Source organism: Streptomyces sp. DSM 40750 (assembly GCF_024612035.1).
In the GTDB taxonomy this organism is placed as follows: Bacteria; Actinomycetota; Actinomycetes; order Streptomycetales; family Streptomycetaceae; genus Streptomyces.
In genome coordinates, this window is record NZ_CP102513.1 from 1967037 (window position 1) to 1981569 (window position 14533).

14 protein-coding genes are annotated in these 14533 nt (G+C 70.5%); 11 read left to right on the forward strand and 3 right to left on the reverse strand.

What is annotated here, in order from left to right:
* Nucleotides 1–49: 49 nt before the first annotated feature.
* Complete coding sequence (locus JIX55_RS08745) at nt 50–628, reverse strand: helix-turn-helix domain-containing protein (protein ID WP_443046699.1); 579 nt, start codon at nt 626–628, stop codon at nt 50–52.
* 95 nt (nt 629–723) lie between these two features.
* Between JIX55_RS08745 and JIX55_RS08750 the strand changes: the two genes are divergently transcribed.
* From JIX55_RS08750 to JIX55_RS08770, 5 genes are all read left to right on the forward strand, one after another.
* Nucleotides 724–1656 carry an NAD(P)/FAD-dependent oxidoreductase gene (locus JIX55_RS08750; RefSeq protein WP_257562726.1) on the forward strand — a complete coding sequence of 311 codons (933 nt, stop codon included), beginning with the start codon at nt 724–726 and terminating at the stop codon, nt 1654–1656.
* Between the two features lie 162 nt (nt 1657–1818).
* Nucleotides 1819–3357, forward strand: coding sequence for an ATP-dependent DNA ligase (locus JIX55_RS08755; protein ID WP_257562727.1), 1539 nt, complete (start codon nt 1819–1821; stop codon nt 3355–3357).
* Nucleotides 3354–3821 (forward strand): NUDIX domain-containing protein, encoded by a 468-nt coding sequence (locus JIX55_RS08760; protein WP_257562728.1) that lies wholly within the window; start codon nt 3354–3356, stop codon nt 3819–3821. Before JIX55_RS08755 ends, JIX55_RS08760 begins: the two co-directional genes overlap by 4 nt.
* Nucleotides 3822–3889: 68 nt before the next feature.
* Nucleotides 3890–5275: an NADP-dependent succinic semialdehyde dehydrogenase gene (locus JIX55_RS08765; protein WP_257562729.1), complete on the forward strand. Its 1386-nt coding sequence runs from the start codon at nt 3890–3892 to the stop codon at nt 5273–5275.
* Nucleotides 5276–5300: 25 nt separating this feature from the next.
* Nucleotides 5301–5540, forward strand: coding sequence for a DUF6213 family protein (locus JIX55_RS08770; RefSeq protein ID WP_257562730.1), 240 nt, complete (start codon nt 5301–5303; stop codon nt 5538–5540).
* A 46-nt stretch (nt 5541–5586) separates the two neighbouring features.
* On the opposite strand, the gene JIX55_RS08775 is transcribed toward JIX55_RS08770, so the two are convergent.
* Nucleotides 5587–6813, reverse strand: coding sequence for an acyl-CoA dehydrogenase family protein (locus JIX55_RS08775; protein ID WP_257562731.1), 1227 nt, complete (start codon nt 6811–6813; stop codon nt 5587–5589).
* Between the two features lie 172 nt (nt 6814–6985).
* Between JIX55_RS08775 and JIX55_RS08780 the strand changes: the two genes are divergently transcribed.
* Nucleotides 6986–7630 carry a TetR/AcrR family transcriptional regulator gene (locus JIX55_RS08780; protein ID WP_257562732.1) on the forward strand — a complete coding sequence of 215 codons (645 nt, stop codon included), beginning with the start codon at nt 6986–6988 and terminating at the stop codon, nt 7628–7630.
* Between the two features lie 68 nt (nt 7631–7698).
* On the opposite strand, the gene def is transcribed toward JIX55_RS08780, so the two are convergent.
* Entirely contained in the window at nt 7699–8238 is a 540-nt protein-coding gene (def, locus tag JIX55_RS08785; protein ID WP_257562734.1) for a peptide deformylase, read from the reverse strand.
* Between the two features lie 151 nt (nt 8239–8389).
* Between def and JIX55_RS08790 the strand changes: the two genes are divergently transcribed.
* From JIX55_RS08790 to JIX55_RS08810, 5 genes are all read left to right on the forward strand, one after another.
* Complete coding sequence (locus JIX55_RS08790; RefSeq protein WP_257562735.1) at nt 8390–9628, forward strand: MurT ligase domain-containing protein; 1239 nt, start codon at nt 8390–8392, stop codon at nt 9626–9628.
* A 38-nt stretch (nt 9629–9666) separates the two neighbouring features.
* Nucleotides 9667–10395 carry a type 1 glutamine amidotransferase gene (locus JIX55_RS08795; RefSeq protein ID WP_257562736.1) on the forward strand — a complete coding sequence of 243 codons (729 nt, stop codon included), beginning with the start codon at nt 9667–9669 and terminating at the stop codon, nt 10393–10395.
* Between the two features lie 246 nt (nt 10396–10641).
* Entirely contained in the window at nt 10642–11667 is a 1026-nt protein-coding gene (locus JIX55_RS08800; protein ID WP_257562737.1) for a 6-phosphofructokinase, read from the forward strand.
* A 180-nt stretch (nt 11668–11847) separates the two neighbouring features.
* Complete coding sequence (locus tag JIX55_RS08805) at nt 11848–12792, forward strand: cytochrome c oxidase assembly protein (protein ID WP_257562738.1); 945 nt, start codon at nt 11848–11850, stop codon at nt 12790–12792.
* Between the two features lie 242 nt (nt 12793–13034).
* A complete protein-coding gene (locus JIX55_RS08810) occupies nt 13035–14519 on the forward strand; it encodes a PASTA domain-containing protein (protein ID WP_257562740.1) in 1485 nt (494 codons plus the stop codon).
* Nucleotides 14520–14533: the final 14 nt, after the last annotated feature.

Sequence of the window (14533 nt, forward strand, 5' to 3'; positions counted from 1 at the left end):
TAAGCGGTCGCTTGCCCTCCGGGGAACAGCCGGGGACCAGTAGCGTGCGTCACGAACGCGTGGGCTTGGCCCTTACGTGGATCCGCTCCCCCTGCGGCCCGAACAGACTGAGGAACTCCACCGGCCCCTCCCCCGTCGAACCGAACCAGTGCGGGACCCGGGTGTCGAACTCGGCGGCCTCCCCGGCGACCATCACCACGTCATGCTCGCCGAGCACGACCCGCAGTTTCCCGGACATCACATACAGCCACTCGTAGCCCTCGTGGGTGCGCGGCTCCGGCTCCTGCTGCGACTGGGGCACGAGGACCTTGAAGGCCTGGAGACCGCCCGGCTGCCGGGTGAGCGGCCAGTACGTGCGCCCATGCCGCACGATCGCCTTCGACCGGACCCTCGGATCACCGACCGGAGGCTCCCCGATCAGCTCGTCCAGGGGCACCTGATGCGCCCGCGCGATCGGCAGCAACAACTCCAGGCTGGGCTTGCGCAGCCCCGACTCCAGCCGCGACAGCGTGCTCACCGAGATACCGGTCGCCTCCGACAGCCCGGCGAGCGTCGCCCCCCGCTCCTTCCGGATCCGCCGCAGCCGCGGCCCGACCCCGGCGAGAACCTCATCGGTCCCCTCGCTCATCCCGTTCTCCTCACTCATGCCGCTATTGCAGTTTCGGCAAAGAGGTTTGTCAATGCCGCAGCGCTCGGGCGACTCTCCTCGTGGAGGTGGTCACCATGACCAAGCAGTACGAAGTGATCGTCATCGGCGGCGGCGCGGCCGGACTCTCCGCCGCCCTGGTCCTCGGCCGGGCCCGGCGCCACACGCTGGTCGTCGACGCGGGCGAGCCCCGCAACACACCCGCCGCACACATGCAGGGCTATCTGTCACGGGACGGGATGCCGCCGGCGGAGTTCCTGGCCGTGGGCCGGGAGGAGATCGCCCGGTACGGCGTCGAGCTGGTCCGGGGCCGGGCGGTGGACATCACCCGAAAGGAGGACGGGCAGAGCTTCACCGTGACGCTCGCGGACGGCCGAGCCGTGCGCGCCCGGCGCCTGGTCGTCGCCACCGGCCTGAAGGACGAACTCCCCACCGTCCCCGGCGTCGCCGAGCGCTTCGGACAGGACGTCCTCCACTGCCCGTACTGCCACGGCTGGGAGGTCCGCGACGAGCCCTTCGGCGTCCTGGCCACGACCGCGATGAGCGTGCACCAGGCCCTGATGGTCTCCCAGTGGTCCAAGGACGTGACCCTGTTCCTGCACACCGTCACCGAGGCCGAACTGTCCGACGACGACCTGCGCCGACTCGCCGCGGCCGGTGTCTCCGTGGTCCCCGGTGAGGTCGCGGGCCTCGTCGTGGAGGACGACCGCCTCACCGGCGTCCGACTCGCGGACGGCACGACGCACGCCCGGTCCGTGCTGTTCACGGCACCCCGCCCGATCCCGCAGACGGGTCTGCTGGACGGACTGGGCGCCGAGCTGAACGAGACCCCGTTCGGCTCGTACCCCGTGGTCGACCCGACCGGCCTGACCACCGTCCCCGGCGTCTGGGCGGCCGGCAACGCGATGGGCTTCTCCGAACAGGTGATCAACGCGGCGTCCTCCGGCTACCGCGCGGGCGCCACGATCAACGGGGAGCTCCTGATGACCGACCTGGACGCGAAGGCGTAGGGGATCGGCACGAAGGGCCATCGTCCGAAGGGGCGCGGGGCTGTGTTGAATGTGCGGCTACCGCCGCGCGGGCGCGACAAGCCACGACGCACCCGCACTCGCCGAACCACACGCACCCCCACCCCATAGGCGCCCGGCCAAACTCCGTAGGACCATGGCTGCATGCTGTTCGCCCGGCTCGCCCGCGTGTCACAGGAGGTCGCCGCCACCTCGGCGCGGTCCCGGAAGACGGCTCTGCTCGCCGACCTGTTCCGGGACGCCGAGGCGGCGGACGTGCCGATCGTCATCCCGTATCTGGCGGGGCGGCTGCCGCAGGGCCGCCTGGGCATCGGCTGGAAGGTCCTGAACCAGCAGATCCCGCCCGCCACCCACCCCACCCTCACCGTCCACGAGGTGGACGCCCGGCTGACGGAGATCGGCGGGGTCACCGGTGCCGGTTCGCAGGCCGAACGCAGGCGCCTGGTGGGCGAGTTGCTGGCGGCGGCCACCGAGGACGAACAGCGGTACCTCTTCGGGCTGCTCACCGGCGAGGTCCGGCAGGGCGCGCTGGACGCGGTGGCCGTGGAGGGGCTGGCCGGGGCCACCGGGGCGCCCGCCGCCGACGTACGCCGGGCCGTGATGCTCGCCGGATCGCTCCAGACCGTGGCGCGGGCCCTGCTGGCGGAGGGCCCGTCGGCCCTCGAAGGGTTCCGGCTCACCGTCGGGCAGCCCGTCCTGCCGATGCTGGCGCACAGCGCGTCCTCCGTCACGGAGGCCGTGGCGAAGCTGGGTGCGTGCGCGGTGGAGGAGAAGCTGGACGGCATCCGCGTCCAGGTCCACCGCGACGGCGACGAGGTACGGCTGTACACCCGCACCCTGGACGACATCACCGACCGGCTTCCCGAACTCACCTCCGCAGCCCTGGAGTTGAGGGGCGAGCGGTTCATCCTCGACGGGGAGGTGATCGCGTTCGACGAGGACGGGCGGCCGCGTTCCTTCCAGGAGACCGCCGGGCGGGTCGGCTCTCGGGTGGACGTGGCGACGGCGGCCGGGCAGGTGCCCGTCTCCCCGGTCTTCTTCGACGCGCTCTCCGTCGACGGCCACGACCTCCTCGACCTGCCCTTCACCGACCGTCACACCGAACTGGCCCGTCTGGTCCCCGAACCGATGCGGGTCAGGCGCACCCTCGTGGCCGGTCCCGACGACCTCCCCGAGGCCGAGAGGTTCCTCGTGGACACGCTCGCCCGCGGCCACGAGGGCGTCGTGCTGAAAGCCCTCGACGCCCCCTACAGCGCGGGCCGGCGCGGTGCCTCCTGGCTGAAGGTCAAGCCCGTGCACACCCTCGACCTGGTGGTCCTGGCCGCCGAGTGGGGCCACGGCCGCCGCACCGGCAAGCTCTCCAACCTCCACCTCGGCGCCCGCACCGCCGACGGCTCCTTCGCCATGCTCGGCAAGACCTTCAAGGGCATGACCGACGCGCTGCTGACCTGGCAGACCGAACGGCTGAGGGAGCTGGCCGTGGAGGACCACGGCTGGGGCGTGACCGTACGCCCCGAACTCGTCGTCGAGATCGCCTACGACGGCCTGCAACGCTCCACCCGCTACCCGGCCGGCGTCACCCTCCGCTTCGCCCGCGTGGTCCGCTATCGCGAGGACAAGACCCCGGCGGAGGCCGATACGGTCGAGACCCTGCTCGCCGCGCACCCGGAGGTGACCCGTTGACGACGCCCAGGCGCAGTGCCGGTCTGCTGCTGTACCGCCGCTCCGAGCACGGAGTCGAGGTGCTGCTCGGCCATATGGGCGGTCCGTTCTTCGCGCAGAAGGACGCGGGTGCCTGGAGCGTGCCGAAGGGCGAGTACGAGCCGGACGAGCCCGCCTGGGAGGCGGCGCGGCGGGAGTTCCAGGAGGAGCTGGGGCTGCCGCCGCCCGACGGGGAGGCCGTACCGCTGGGCGAGGTGCGGCAGTCGAACGGCAAGCTCGTCACGGCCTGGGCGATCGAGGCGGATCTCGACCCGGTGACCGTGGTGCCGGGCACCTTCCGGATGGAGTGGCCGCCGAGATCGGGGCGGATCCAGGAGTTCCCGGAGCTGGACCGTGTGGAGTGGCTGGACCTGGAGCGGGCCCGGGCGGTGATCGTGAAGGCGCAGGCCGCGTTTCTCGACCGGCTCATGGAGCACTCGGGCTGAACCCGCGTTGCGGTGTCCACCATGGCGCGGGAAGGTCGAAGTGCAGCCCGTCCTGGAGGAGGCCAGCCATGCCCATCGCCACGGTGAACCCGGCGAACGGCGAGACGCTCAAGACGTACGACGCCCTGGGCGAGGAGGAGATCGAGCGCCGCCTCGCGACCGCCGACAGCACGTTCCGCACGTACCGGACCACGTCCTTCGAGGAACGCGCCCGTCTGATGCACCGGGCCGCCGAACTCCTCGACGAGGACGCGGACGACGTCGCCCGGGTGATGACCACCGAGATGGGCAAGCCGGTCAAGCAGGCCCGCGCCGAGGCCGCCAAATGCGCGAAGGCGATGCGCTGGTACGCCCAGCACGCCGAGGTGCTGCTCACCGACGTCGAGCCCTCCGACGCGGACGTGAAGGACTCGGGCGCCTCCCGCGCCCTGGTCCGCTACCGGCCGCTCGGCCCGGTGCTCGCCGTGATGCCGTGGAACTTCCCGCTCTGGCAGGTGATCCGCTTCGCCGCGCCCGCCCTGATGGCGGGCAACGTCGGCCTGCTCAAGCACGCCTCCAACGTCCCCCAGACCGCCCTCTACCTGGAGGACCTCTTCCACCGGGCGGGCTTCCCCGAGGGCTGCTTCCAGACCCTGCTCATCGGCTCCGGCGCGGTCGAGGACATCCTGCGCGACCCCCGCGTGAAGGCCGCCACCCTCACCGGCAGCGAGCCCGCCGGGCGGGCGGTCGCCTCGGTCGCCGGGGACGAGGTCAAGAAGACGGTCCTGGAACTGGGCGGCAGCGACCCGTACCTCGTCCTCCCCTCCGCCGACCTCGACCGGGCGGCGAAGGTCGCCGTGACGGCCCGGGTGCAGAACAACGGGCAGTCGTGCATCGCCGCCAAGCGGTTCATCGTGCACGCCGACGTGTACGACGCCTTCGCCGAACGCTTCGTCGAGGGCATGAAGGCGCTGAAGGTCGGCGATCCGCTGGACGAAGACACCGACGTCGGTCCGCTCTCCAGCGAGCAGGGCCGCGAGGACCTGGAGGGACTGGTCGACGAGGCCGTGGAGAGCGGCGCCACGGTCCTCTGCGGCGCCGAGCGCCCCGACGGGCCCGGCTGGTACTACCCGCCGACCGTCCTCGCCGACATCGCCCCCGAGATGCGCATCCACCACGAGGAGGCCTTCGGTCCGGTCGCCACGCTGTACCGGGTCGCCGGCCTCGACGAAGCGATCGCGATCGCCAACGACACGCCCTTCGGGCTCAGCTCGAACGTGTGGACGCGGGACGCCGCCGAGGTCGACCGCTTCGTCCGCGACCTCGACGCCGGCGCGATCTACGTCAACGGGATGACCGCCTCCCACCCGGCGTTCCCGTTCGGCGGGGTCAAGCGGTCCGGATACGGACGTGAGCTGTCCGGACACGGAATCCGCGAGTTCTGCAACATCACCACCGTATGGCACGGGGCGTGAGCGTTCCGCGGCTACCATCCCCGTTGTGAACCGCGAAGTGACTCTGCCTCTGATCGTCGACGACCGCGGGACCTTGCAGGTGTCCGCGGCCGATGTGAGCAAACTGCTGCGGACGGTGGGCGGACGCTGGCTGCACCTGGTGGAGGCGGGCGAGGACGGGCTGGACGAGGACACGGTCGCCGCCCTCACGATCGAGCTCGCGAAGCTGGCCGACCGGATCGACGTCGCCTGCATCGCGCACAGCAGCGGCACGGCCTCCGGCTAGGGCTGCCGCTCCGCGGACGCGCGTCCCCATCCCGCCCGAACCGCGCCTACCGAATCGGCATCCCCGACAAGGTCCGGGCGATCACGAGCCGCTGCACCTCGCTCGTCCCCTCGAAGATCGTGTAGATCGCCGCGTCGCGGTGCATCCGCTCCACCGGGTACTCGCGGGTGTAGCCGTTGCCGCCCAGTATCTGAATGGCCTGCGCCGTGACCTTCTTCGCGGTCTCGCTCGCGAAGAGCTTCGACTGGGACCCCTCGGCCGCGGTGAACGGCTTCCCGTTGACCGCCATCCAGGAGGCCCGCCACACCAGCAGCCGCGCCGCGTCGACGGACGTCCGCATGTCCGCGAGCTGGAAGGCGACGCCCTGGTTGTCGATGATGGGCCGCCCGAACTGCTCCCGGGTCTTGGCGTAGTCGAGGGCCACCTCGTACGCGGCCCGCGCGGTACCCACCGCCATGGCGCCCACGGCCGGGCGGGACGCCTCGAACGTGGCCATCGCCGCGTTCTTCACCCGCTCCCCACCGGCCTTGGCCCGCTCACGGGCCCGCGCCAGGCGCTCGTCGAGCTTCTCCTTGCCGCCGAGGAGGCAGGAGCCGGGGACGCGCACGTCCTCCAGGACGACCTCGGCGGTGTGGGAGGCGCGGATGCCGTGCTTCTTGAACTTCTGGCCCTGGGACAGGCCGGGCGTGTTCGGCGGGACGATGAAGGACGCGTGCCCCTTGGAGCCCAGCTCGGGGTCGACCACGGCGACGACGACGTGGACGTTGGCGATACCGCCGTTGGTCGCCCAGGTCTTCGTGCCGTTGAGGACCCACTCGTCCTTGGCCTCGTCGTACACGGCACGGGTGCGCATGGAGGCCACGTCGGATCCGGCGTCGGGCTCGGAGGAGCAGAACGCGGCGACCTTGACATCGCCCGCGTCTCCGTACATCTGGGGGATCCAGGTGCCGATCTGCTCCTCGGTGCCGTTGGCGAGGACGCCCACGGCGGCCAGGCCGGTGCCGACTATGGAGAGGGCGATGCCCGCGTCGCCCCAGAACAGCTCCTCCATGGCCATGGGGATGCCGAGGCCGGTGGGGTCGAAGTACTGCTGGGCGTAGAAGTCGAGGGAGTAGATGCCGACCTTGGCCGCCTCCTGGATCACCGGCCAGGGGGTCTCCTCGCGCTCGTCCCACTCGGCCGCCGCGGGGCGGATCACATCGGCGGCGAATCCGTGGAGCCAGTCGCGGACCTCTCGCTGTTCCTCGTTGAGTTCCATGGTGAACTCGGCCATGACGCGCCTCCAGCACTGCACTAAGATGTTACCTGCGGTAACATGAGTCTGTTACTGGTCGGTAGGAAAAGTCAACTCCCGAGCCGGGCTCGGCAGCCCGTTCGATCGGGTCGCGCCAATCAGTGTTAGTTTGCGCAGGCGTCACCGAAATCAGTACCTGGGGGAGAGACTCATGGACACCACGCGGCGAACCGACCAGGAACGGTCCGCCGACCGCCGTCGGCGCGAGCTGTTGGAAGCCGCGGACAGAGTCGTGCTCCGCGACGGCCCCGGAGCGTCGATGAACGCGATCGCCGCCGAGGCCGGCATCACCAAGCCGATTCTCTACCGCCACTTCGGCGACAAGGGCGGACTCTACGCCGCTCTCGCCCAGCGGCACACCGACGCCCTCCTCGACTCCCTGCGCGCCGCGCTGGACGCCCCGGCGGAGCGCCGCGAACGTGTCGAGGCGACCCTCGACACCTATCTGACGGCCATCGAGGCCCGCCCCCAGGTGTACCGCTTCCTCATGCATCCCGCCGAGGGCGGCCACCCCGGCGACCAGGGCTTCGACGTCGGCAAGCACTCCGCGCCCCTGCTCCGCCGCATGGGCGAGGAACTCGGCAAGGTCATAGAGGACCGCGTCGACCTCGGCCCCGACAGCCGCCAGCTCGCCCGCGTGTGGGGCCACGGCATCGTAGGCATGATGCACGCGGCGGGCGACTGGTGGCTGGGCGAACGCCCCTGCACCAGGGCGGAGTTGGTACGAAGTCTGGCGGATCTGCTGTGGGGGCGCCTGGCGGCGGCCGGGGACAAGGTCGGTGGCCCGAGTTTCTGACGGTTCCTCACCGGCACGCCTGGGCATCGCGCCCCTTCAGGGGCGCGGGCCGTGTAGCCGCCAACGCCTCAGTTGCTCCACGGCGCCCGCGCGGCCTTCCGCAACACCCGCCGCCGACGCCACCCACTCAGCCGGTCCGTATACACCCGGCCCTCGAGGTGATCACACTCATGCTGAAGGCACCGCGCGAAGAACCCGCTTCCCCACACCCGCACCCGGTCGCCGTCCACCGTGAACCCCTCCACCACGGCTTCGTCGTACCGCTCGGTCCCCGCCTCCAGCCCCGGCAGCGACAGACACCCTTCGGGCCCCCTTAGCACGATCCCCTCCGCCGAGACGAGCCGCGGGTTCACCACATGGCCGACATGACGCTCATCCTCGTCGTCCGGGCAGTCGTATACGAAGACCCGCACCCCCCGGCCCACCTGGTTCGCGGCGAGCCCCACCCCCCGCGCGTGGTACATCGTTGCGAACATATCCTCCACAAGGCGCACCAGTTCGGGCCCGAAGTCCGTCACCTCTTCACAGGGGGCGTGCAATACGGGGTCCCCGAGCAGTGTCATGGGAAGAACGCGCCCTCGGGCGCCCGGAATCGAGCCTTGTCGCATGGCCGCAAGAGTACGTTCCACCCGATTTAGCCGGTCCAGCCGGTGCAACGACCCCGTCGAGATTCGGGCGCATGAGTGGATCTCGATAGGCTTCGGTCCACACGTTGCCGGGACTGGGCGCGGCGCTGTACGCAAGGAGGATCGAGAACTGATGGCAGGCAACTCGGACCCGCTTACGCCGCGGGCCAAGCTGGCCGTGACGGCGGGCAAGGCGGTCGCGGCGGCATCGCGTGCCGCGGGACGCGGTAGCGGATCTGTGATCGGCGGCCGGGTGGCACTGAAACTCGACCCCGACCTCCTCGCCCGGCTCGCGCAGAGCCTGGACGTGATCCTGGTCTCGGCCACCAACGGCAAGACCACCACGACCCGGCTGATCGCGGAGGCGCTGCGCGCCGCGGGCCCGGTCGTCTCGAACGCGCTCGGGGCCAACATGCCCGCGGGCATCACCTCGGCGCTCGCCGGGAACTCGGACGCCAAGTTCGCGGTCATCGAGGTCGACGAGAAGTACCTCGCCGGTGTCGCGCGGGACACCGACCCCAAGTGCATCGCGCTGCTCAACCTCTCCCGCGACCAGCTCGACCGCGCCGCCGAGACCCGCATGATGGCGGAGGCCTGGCGGGAGGGCCTGGCCGGCACCAAGTCCGTCGTCGTGGCCAACTGCGACGACCCGCTGATCGTGTGGGCCGCGTCGTCCTCCCCGAACGTGATCTGGGTCGCCGTCGGCCAGATGTGGAAGGACGACGCCTGGTCCTGCCCGTCCTGCGGCGGTGTGATGCAGCGGCCCGGCGACGACTGGTTCTGCGGTGAGTGCGGTTTCCGCCGCCCCACGCCGAGCTGGGCGCTCTCCGGCGACCACGTCCTCGACCCGCACGGCTCGGCCTGGCCGATCCACCTCCAGCTGCCGGGCCGCGCCAACAAGGCGAACGCCGCCTCGTCGGCCGCCACCGCCGCCGTCTTCGGCGTGCCGCCGCAGGTCGCCCTGGAACGCATGTACCAGGTGCAGGCGGTGGCCGGACGGTACGACGTGGTGCAGTTCATGCAGCGCGATCTGCGGCTGCTGCTCGCCAAGAACCCGGCGGGCTGGCTGGAGACGTTCTCGCTGATCGACCCGCCGCCGTCGCCGGTGATCCTCTCGGTGAACGCGCGCGGCGCCGACGGCACCGACACGTCCTGGCTGTGGGACGTCGACTACACACGGCTGACCGGCCACCCGATCTTCGTGCTCGGCGACCGCAAGCTCGACCTGGCGGTGCGGCTGGAGGTCGCGGGCCAGCACTTCCAGGTCTGCGACACCCTCGACCAGGCGGTGCAGATGTGCCCGCCGGGCCGGATCGAGGTCATCGCCAACTACACCGCGTTCCAGGACCTGCGCCGCCGCGTGGGCAACTGAGCACCCGACCACGACCGACTCTGAGGGGCACCGACTTCATGAGCGACAACAGCCTGCGGATCGTCTGGGTCTACCCGGACCTGCTCAGCACCTACGGCGACCAGGGCAACGTCCTCGTCGTGGAGCGCCGGGCGCGGCAGCGCGGCCTGGACGTGGCGCGGCTGGACGTGCGCAGCGACCAGCCGATCCCGACCTCCGGCGACATCTACCTGATCGGCGGCGGCGAGGACCGTCCGCAGCGGCTCGCCGCCGAGCGGCTGCGCCGCGACGCGCACCTGTACCGGGCGGTGGAGAACGGCGCGATCGTCTTCGCGGTGTGCGCCGGCTACCAGATCCTCGGCCACGAGTTCGTCAACGACCTCGGACAGCGCGAGCCGGGCCTCGGCCTGCTCGACGTGACCACGACCCGCGGCGAGGGCGAGCGGTGCGTCGGCGACGTCCTCGGGGACATCGACCCGCGCCTCGGCCTGCCCCCGCTGACCGGCTTCGAGAACCACCAGGGCATCACCCACCTCGGCCCCACCGCCCGCGCGTTCGCGAACGTGCGGCTCGGCAAGGGCAACGGCACGGGCGACGGCACGGAGGGCGCGTACAACGACACCGTGTTCGGCACGTACATGCACGGGCCGGTGCTCGCGCGGAACCCGCAGATCGCCGACCTGCTGCTGAAGCTGGCGCTCGATGTGAACGCGCTGCCGCCGACCGACGACCGCTGGTTCGAGGCGCTCCGCAACGAGCGGATCTCGGCGGCGACACAGCCCGCGTAACGCGGTCCGTGCGGCGGGCCGAGGAGCCTGAGAAACGGTTCCTCAGTGCCCGTACGAAAGCCCGTATGACAGCACCTCCGCTCACGTGTGAAAGCCCGTCTGACCAGGCCTCCGCTCACCTGTGCGGGGCCGTCCAGCAGGCGGACGCCCGCTACGGCCCCGCCCCCTGCCGCCGGTAGGGTGGCGGGGATTCCAGCCGGACAACGCGGTCCGGTCCCCGGCCCACGTCGAGAAGGTATTCGGGCTATGCGCATTGGTGTCCTCACGTCCGGCGGCGACTGCCCCGGGCTGAACGCCGTCATCCGGTCCGTGGTGCACCGTGCCGTCGTCGACCACGGCGACGAGGTCATCGGCTTCCGGGACGGCTGGAAAGGTCTTCTGGACTGCGACTACCTCAAGCTCGACCTCGACGCGGTGGCCGGCATCCTGGCCCGCGGCGGCACGATCCTCGGTTCCTCCCGGGTCCAGCCCTCGCATCTGCGGGACGGTGTGACGCGGGCGAAGGGCCATGTCGAGGAGCTCGGCCTCGACGCGATCATCCCCATCGGCGGTGAGGGCACGCTCAAGGCGGCCCGGCTGATGTCGGACAGCGGCCTGCCGATCGTGGGTGTGCCGAAGACCATCGACAACGACATCGCGGTGACGGACGTCACGTTCGGCTTCGACACGGCCGTGGGGGTCGCCACCGAGGCCCTGGACCGGCTGAAGACGACCGCCGAGTCCCACCAGCGCGTCCTGGTCGTGGAGGTCATGGGCCGCCACACCGGGTGGATCGCGCTCCACTCCGGCATGGCGGCCGGCGCGCACGCCATCGTCGTACCGGAACGGCCCTTCGACATCGAGGAGTTGGCCACGAAGGTGGCCGAGCGGTTCTCGGCGGGCAAGCGGTTCGCGATCGTCGTGGCGGCGGAGGGGGCCAAGCCGAGGGCCGGGTCGATGGAGTTCGACGAGGGCGGCAAGGACATCTACGGGCACGAGCGGTTCGCCGGGATCGCCCGGCAACTGTCCGTCGAGCTGGAGACGCGGCTCGGGAAAGAGGCTCGGCCGGTGATCCTGGGGCATGTGCAGCGGGGTGGTACACCGACCGCGTACGACCGGGTGCTGGCGACTCGGTTCGGGTGGCATGCGGTGGAAGCGGTGCACCGGGGGGAGTTCGGGAAGATGACCGCGCTTCGGGGGACGGACATCGAGATGGTGCCGCTGGCCGAGGCGGTCGAGACGCTGAAGACGGTGCCGGAGGAGCGGTACGCCGAAGCGGAGTGCGTGCTGTAACTGCTAGGCGGGTGCGGGTGGTCTGTGGCTGGTCGCGCCCACGCGGCGGAGCCGCATATCGAACACAGCCCCGCGCCTCTGAGGTTGGCTCCCGTGCCCCCGGTCGTGATCGTGACCGGGGGCGGTTCTAGTCTGGGGGCGGACAGACAGCACAACCCCCCACGAAGCAGGAGCCGGCGGATGGACCACAGCGGGCACGGTATGGGGCTTTCGCCCTTCACCCTCGGACGGGGGCTCGCATGGTCGGCTGACCCGTTCTTCCTGGTGGCCTGTCTGGTGGCGCTGGCGCTGTACGCGTGGGGGTTCGTGCGGCTCGTGCGGCGGGGGGACAAGTGGCCGGTGGGGCGTACGGTCGCGTTCGTTCTCGGTGTGCTGCTGGTGATGCTGGTGACGTGTACCGGCCTGAACGACTACGGCATGGTCATGTTCAGCGTGCACATGGTGCAGCACATGGTGATCAGCATGCTGGCGCCGATCCTGCTGTTGCTGGGCGCGCCGATCACGTTGGCGCTGCGGGCGTTGCCGGTGGCGGGCAAGGGGCGGAAGGGGCCGCGTGAGCTGCTGCTGATGTTCCTGCACAGCTGGTACATGAAGATCGTCACGCACCCGGCGTTCACGATCCCGATGTTCATCGCGAGCCTGTACGCGCTGTACTTCACCCCGATGTTCGACTTCCTGATGGGGTCGAAGCCGGGGCACATCGTGATGATGACGCACTTCCTCGCGGTGGGTCTGTTCTTCTTCTGGCCGATCATGGGCGTGGACCCGGGGCCGCACCGGCCGGGTTATCTGATGCGGATGCTGGAGCTGTTCGCGGGCATGCCGTTCCACGCGTTCTTCGGCATCGCGCTGATGATGGCGTCCACGCCGATGGTGAAGACGTACGAGAACCCGCCCGCCTCCCTCGGTATCGACGCGCTCGCCGACCAGAACGCGGCCGGCGGCATCGCCTGGGCGTTCAGCGAGATCCCCTCGGTGCTGGTGCTGCTCGCGCTGCTCTTCCAGTGGTACGGCTCCGAGCAGCGGCAGGCCAAGCGGGAGGACCGCGCGGCCGACCGGAACGGCGACAAGGAACTCGAGGCGTACAACGCCTATCTGGCCTCACTCAACGCACGTAGTCGCTGAGCCACATTTCTTCGCCGTGCCCCAATTCTTTTCTTTGGCCACATGACCGAACTCCTCTTTTTTTCCTTGACTCGAAGGCTTTGCCCTTCAGTAGCATGATGCGTGAGCCCCGCTTCCGCTCTGCGGGGTGACGGGGGAAACCGCCGGGGGGAGCGGTCATGACAATTCACGCATGCTTGCGAACGTGTTTGCGAAAGGCGGGGAAATCGGCGGCCCGGAGGATCGCGGTCCTGCTGGTGGGCGTGGCGATCCTCAGTGGCTGCGGCGACTCGGCCCCGTCGATACTCGCCGTGAAGGCGGTCGCCGCGGGGGTGCCGTCCCTCGCACCCTTTTTCGACGAGGGCGAACAGCTGGGCCGGGACGAGCCCGACCTCAGGTCCCTGGAGCCGCACAGCGGTCTGCAGCAGGGCAACACGCCCGGCCTGTACGGGGGAACGCAGAAGCCGAAGGTCTGCGACGTCCGCAAGCTGGAGGATTTCCTCACCGCTCCCGAGAACAAGAATAAGGCTCAGGAATGGGCTCGGATCGTCGGCATCAATGTCGACGGCATCGGGGATTATCTCGACGAACTCACACCCGTTCTCCTGCGCCACGACACCCTCGTGAAGAACCACGACTACAAGAAGGGCAAGGCCGTCCCCTTCGACGCGCTGCTGGAAGCCGGTATCGCGGTATTGGTCGACGAGCAGGGCCTGCCCGCCGTGAAGTGCAGTTGCGGAAATCCGCTGCGCGCCTTCGACGATGACCCCGACGACATCAAGGTGGAGTTCGCCGGGGACAACGTGCGGTGGGACGGCTACGACGAGTCCGCGATGGTCGTCGTCAAGCCCGCGCCCGGGCAGCTGAAGGAGATCAAGCTCGTCGACGTCGAGGACCCGGACCAGGGCATCAGCCGGGAGGTCGGCACCACAGGCGAGTCCGACAAGACGTTCGACACGCGTGCGCGGCAGGCCGTGCCGTCGGTGCGGGGGATGACCTTCGGCGAGGCCGGCGCGGCCATGGCGGACAAGGGCCTGGCGGTGACGGTCGCCGGGGACGGGATGCCGCCGGGGGACGCGCCGGTGACCGGGTCGAGCCCCGGGCCGGGCGCCCAGCTGGAGTTCGGTGCCGCGGTGGCGCTGCACGTGGACTGGCCGGGCGCGTCGTCCGAGGAGAGCACGGACGATCCGGGGGCCGACTCCGAACCCGGCTCCGGGTCCGGCTCCGGCTCTGATTCCGGCTCCCCGGGGACGGGTCCGAGCTCGACCGGGCCCTCGGACACGGACGGCTCGTCGTCGGGTGGGTCGCCGTCGGGGAGCGAGTCGACGCCGACGGACCAGAACACGACGCCCTCCGGCGGAGGATCCGAACCGACGGACGGCGGATCGTCGCCGACGGACGAGACCACTCCCCCGCCCACGGGCGGCACGTCGCTGACACCGTCGCCGTCCAGGACCTCCGAGAAGCCGTCATCGGACCCCACCCCCACGCCCACCTCCACCCCCACCGTTCCTTCGACACCGCCCAGCCCCACCAGGTCGAGTACACCGCCGCCGACTCCCGACCCCGATCCGACCCCGCCGGCGGACAGCGGCCCGCCCACCGACACCCCGACGTCGAGCGCCCCCGAGCCACCCAGCGATCCGCCGTCCGACAACCCCGGGGGTCCGGGGGATCCGAGCGATTCGGGTGATCCGGGAGACCCGGGCGATCCCGTCGAGGAACCGGCCCAGTCCGTGTGGATCTGAACCCTGGGAGTGAC

Coding starts and splice junctions, on each gene's coding strand:
- JIX55_RS08745 (WP_443046699.1), bottom strand. CDS start 628: ATGAGCGAGGGGACCGATGAGGTTCTCGCCGGGGTCGGGCCGCGGCTG.
- JIX55_RS08750 (WP_257562726.1), top strand. CDS start 724: ATGACCAAGCAGTACGAAGTGATCGTCATCGGCGGCGGCGCGGCCGGA.
- JIX55_RS08755 (WP_257562727.1), top strand. CDS start 1,819: ATGCTGTTCGCCCGGCTCGCCCGCGTGTCACAGGAGGTCGCCGCCACC.
- JIX55_RS08765 (WP_257562729.1), top strand. CDS start 3,890: ATGCCCATCGCCACGGTGAACCCGGCGAACGGCGAGACGCTCAAGACG.
- JIX55_RS08775 (WP_257562731.1), bottom strand. CDS start 6,813: ATGGCCGAGTTCACCATGGAACTCAACGAGGAACAGCGAGAGGTCCGC.
- JIX55_RS08780 (WP_257562732.1), top strand. CDS start 6,986: ATGGACACCACGCGGCGAACCGACCAGGAACGGTCCGCCGACCGCCGT.
- def (WP_257562734.1), bottom strand. CDS start 8,238: ATGCGACAAGGCTCGATTCCGGGCGCCCGAGGGCGCGTTCTTCCCATG.
- JIX55_RS08790 (WP_257562735.1), top strand. CDS start 8,390: ATGGCAGGCAACTCGGACCCGCTTACGCCGCGGGCCAAGCTGGCCGTG.
- JIX55_RS08795 (WP_257562736.1), top strand. CDS start 9,667: ATGAGCGACAACAGCCTGCGGATCGTCTGGGTCTACCCGGACCTGCTC.
- JIX55_RS08800 (WP_257562737.1), top strand. CDS start 10,642: ATGCGCATTGGTGTCCTCACGTCCGGCGGCGACTGCCCCGGGCTGAAC.
- JIX55_RS08805 (WP_257562738.1), top strand. CDS start 11,848: ATGGACCACAGCGGGCACGGTATGGGGCTTTCGCCCTTCACCCTCGGA.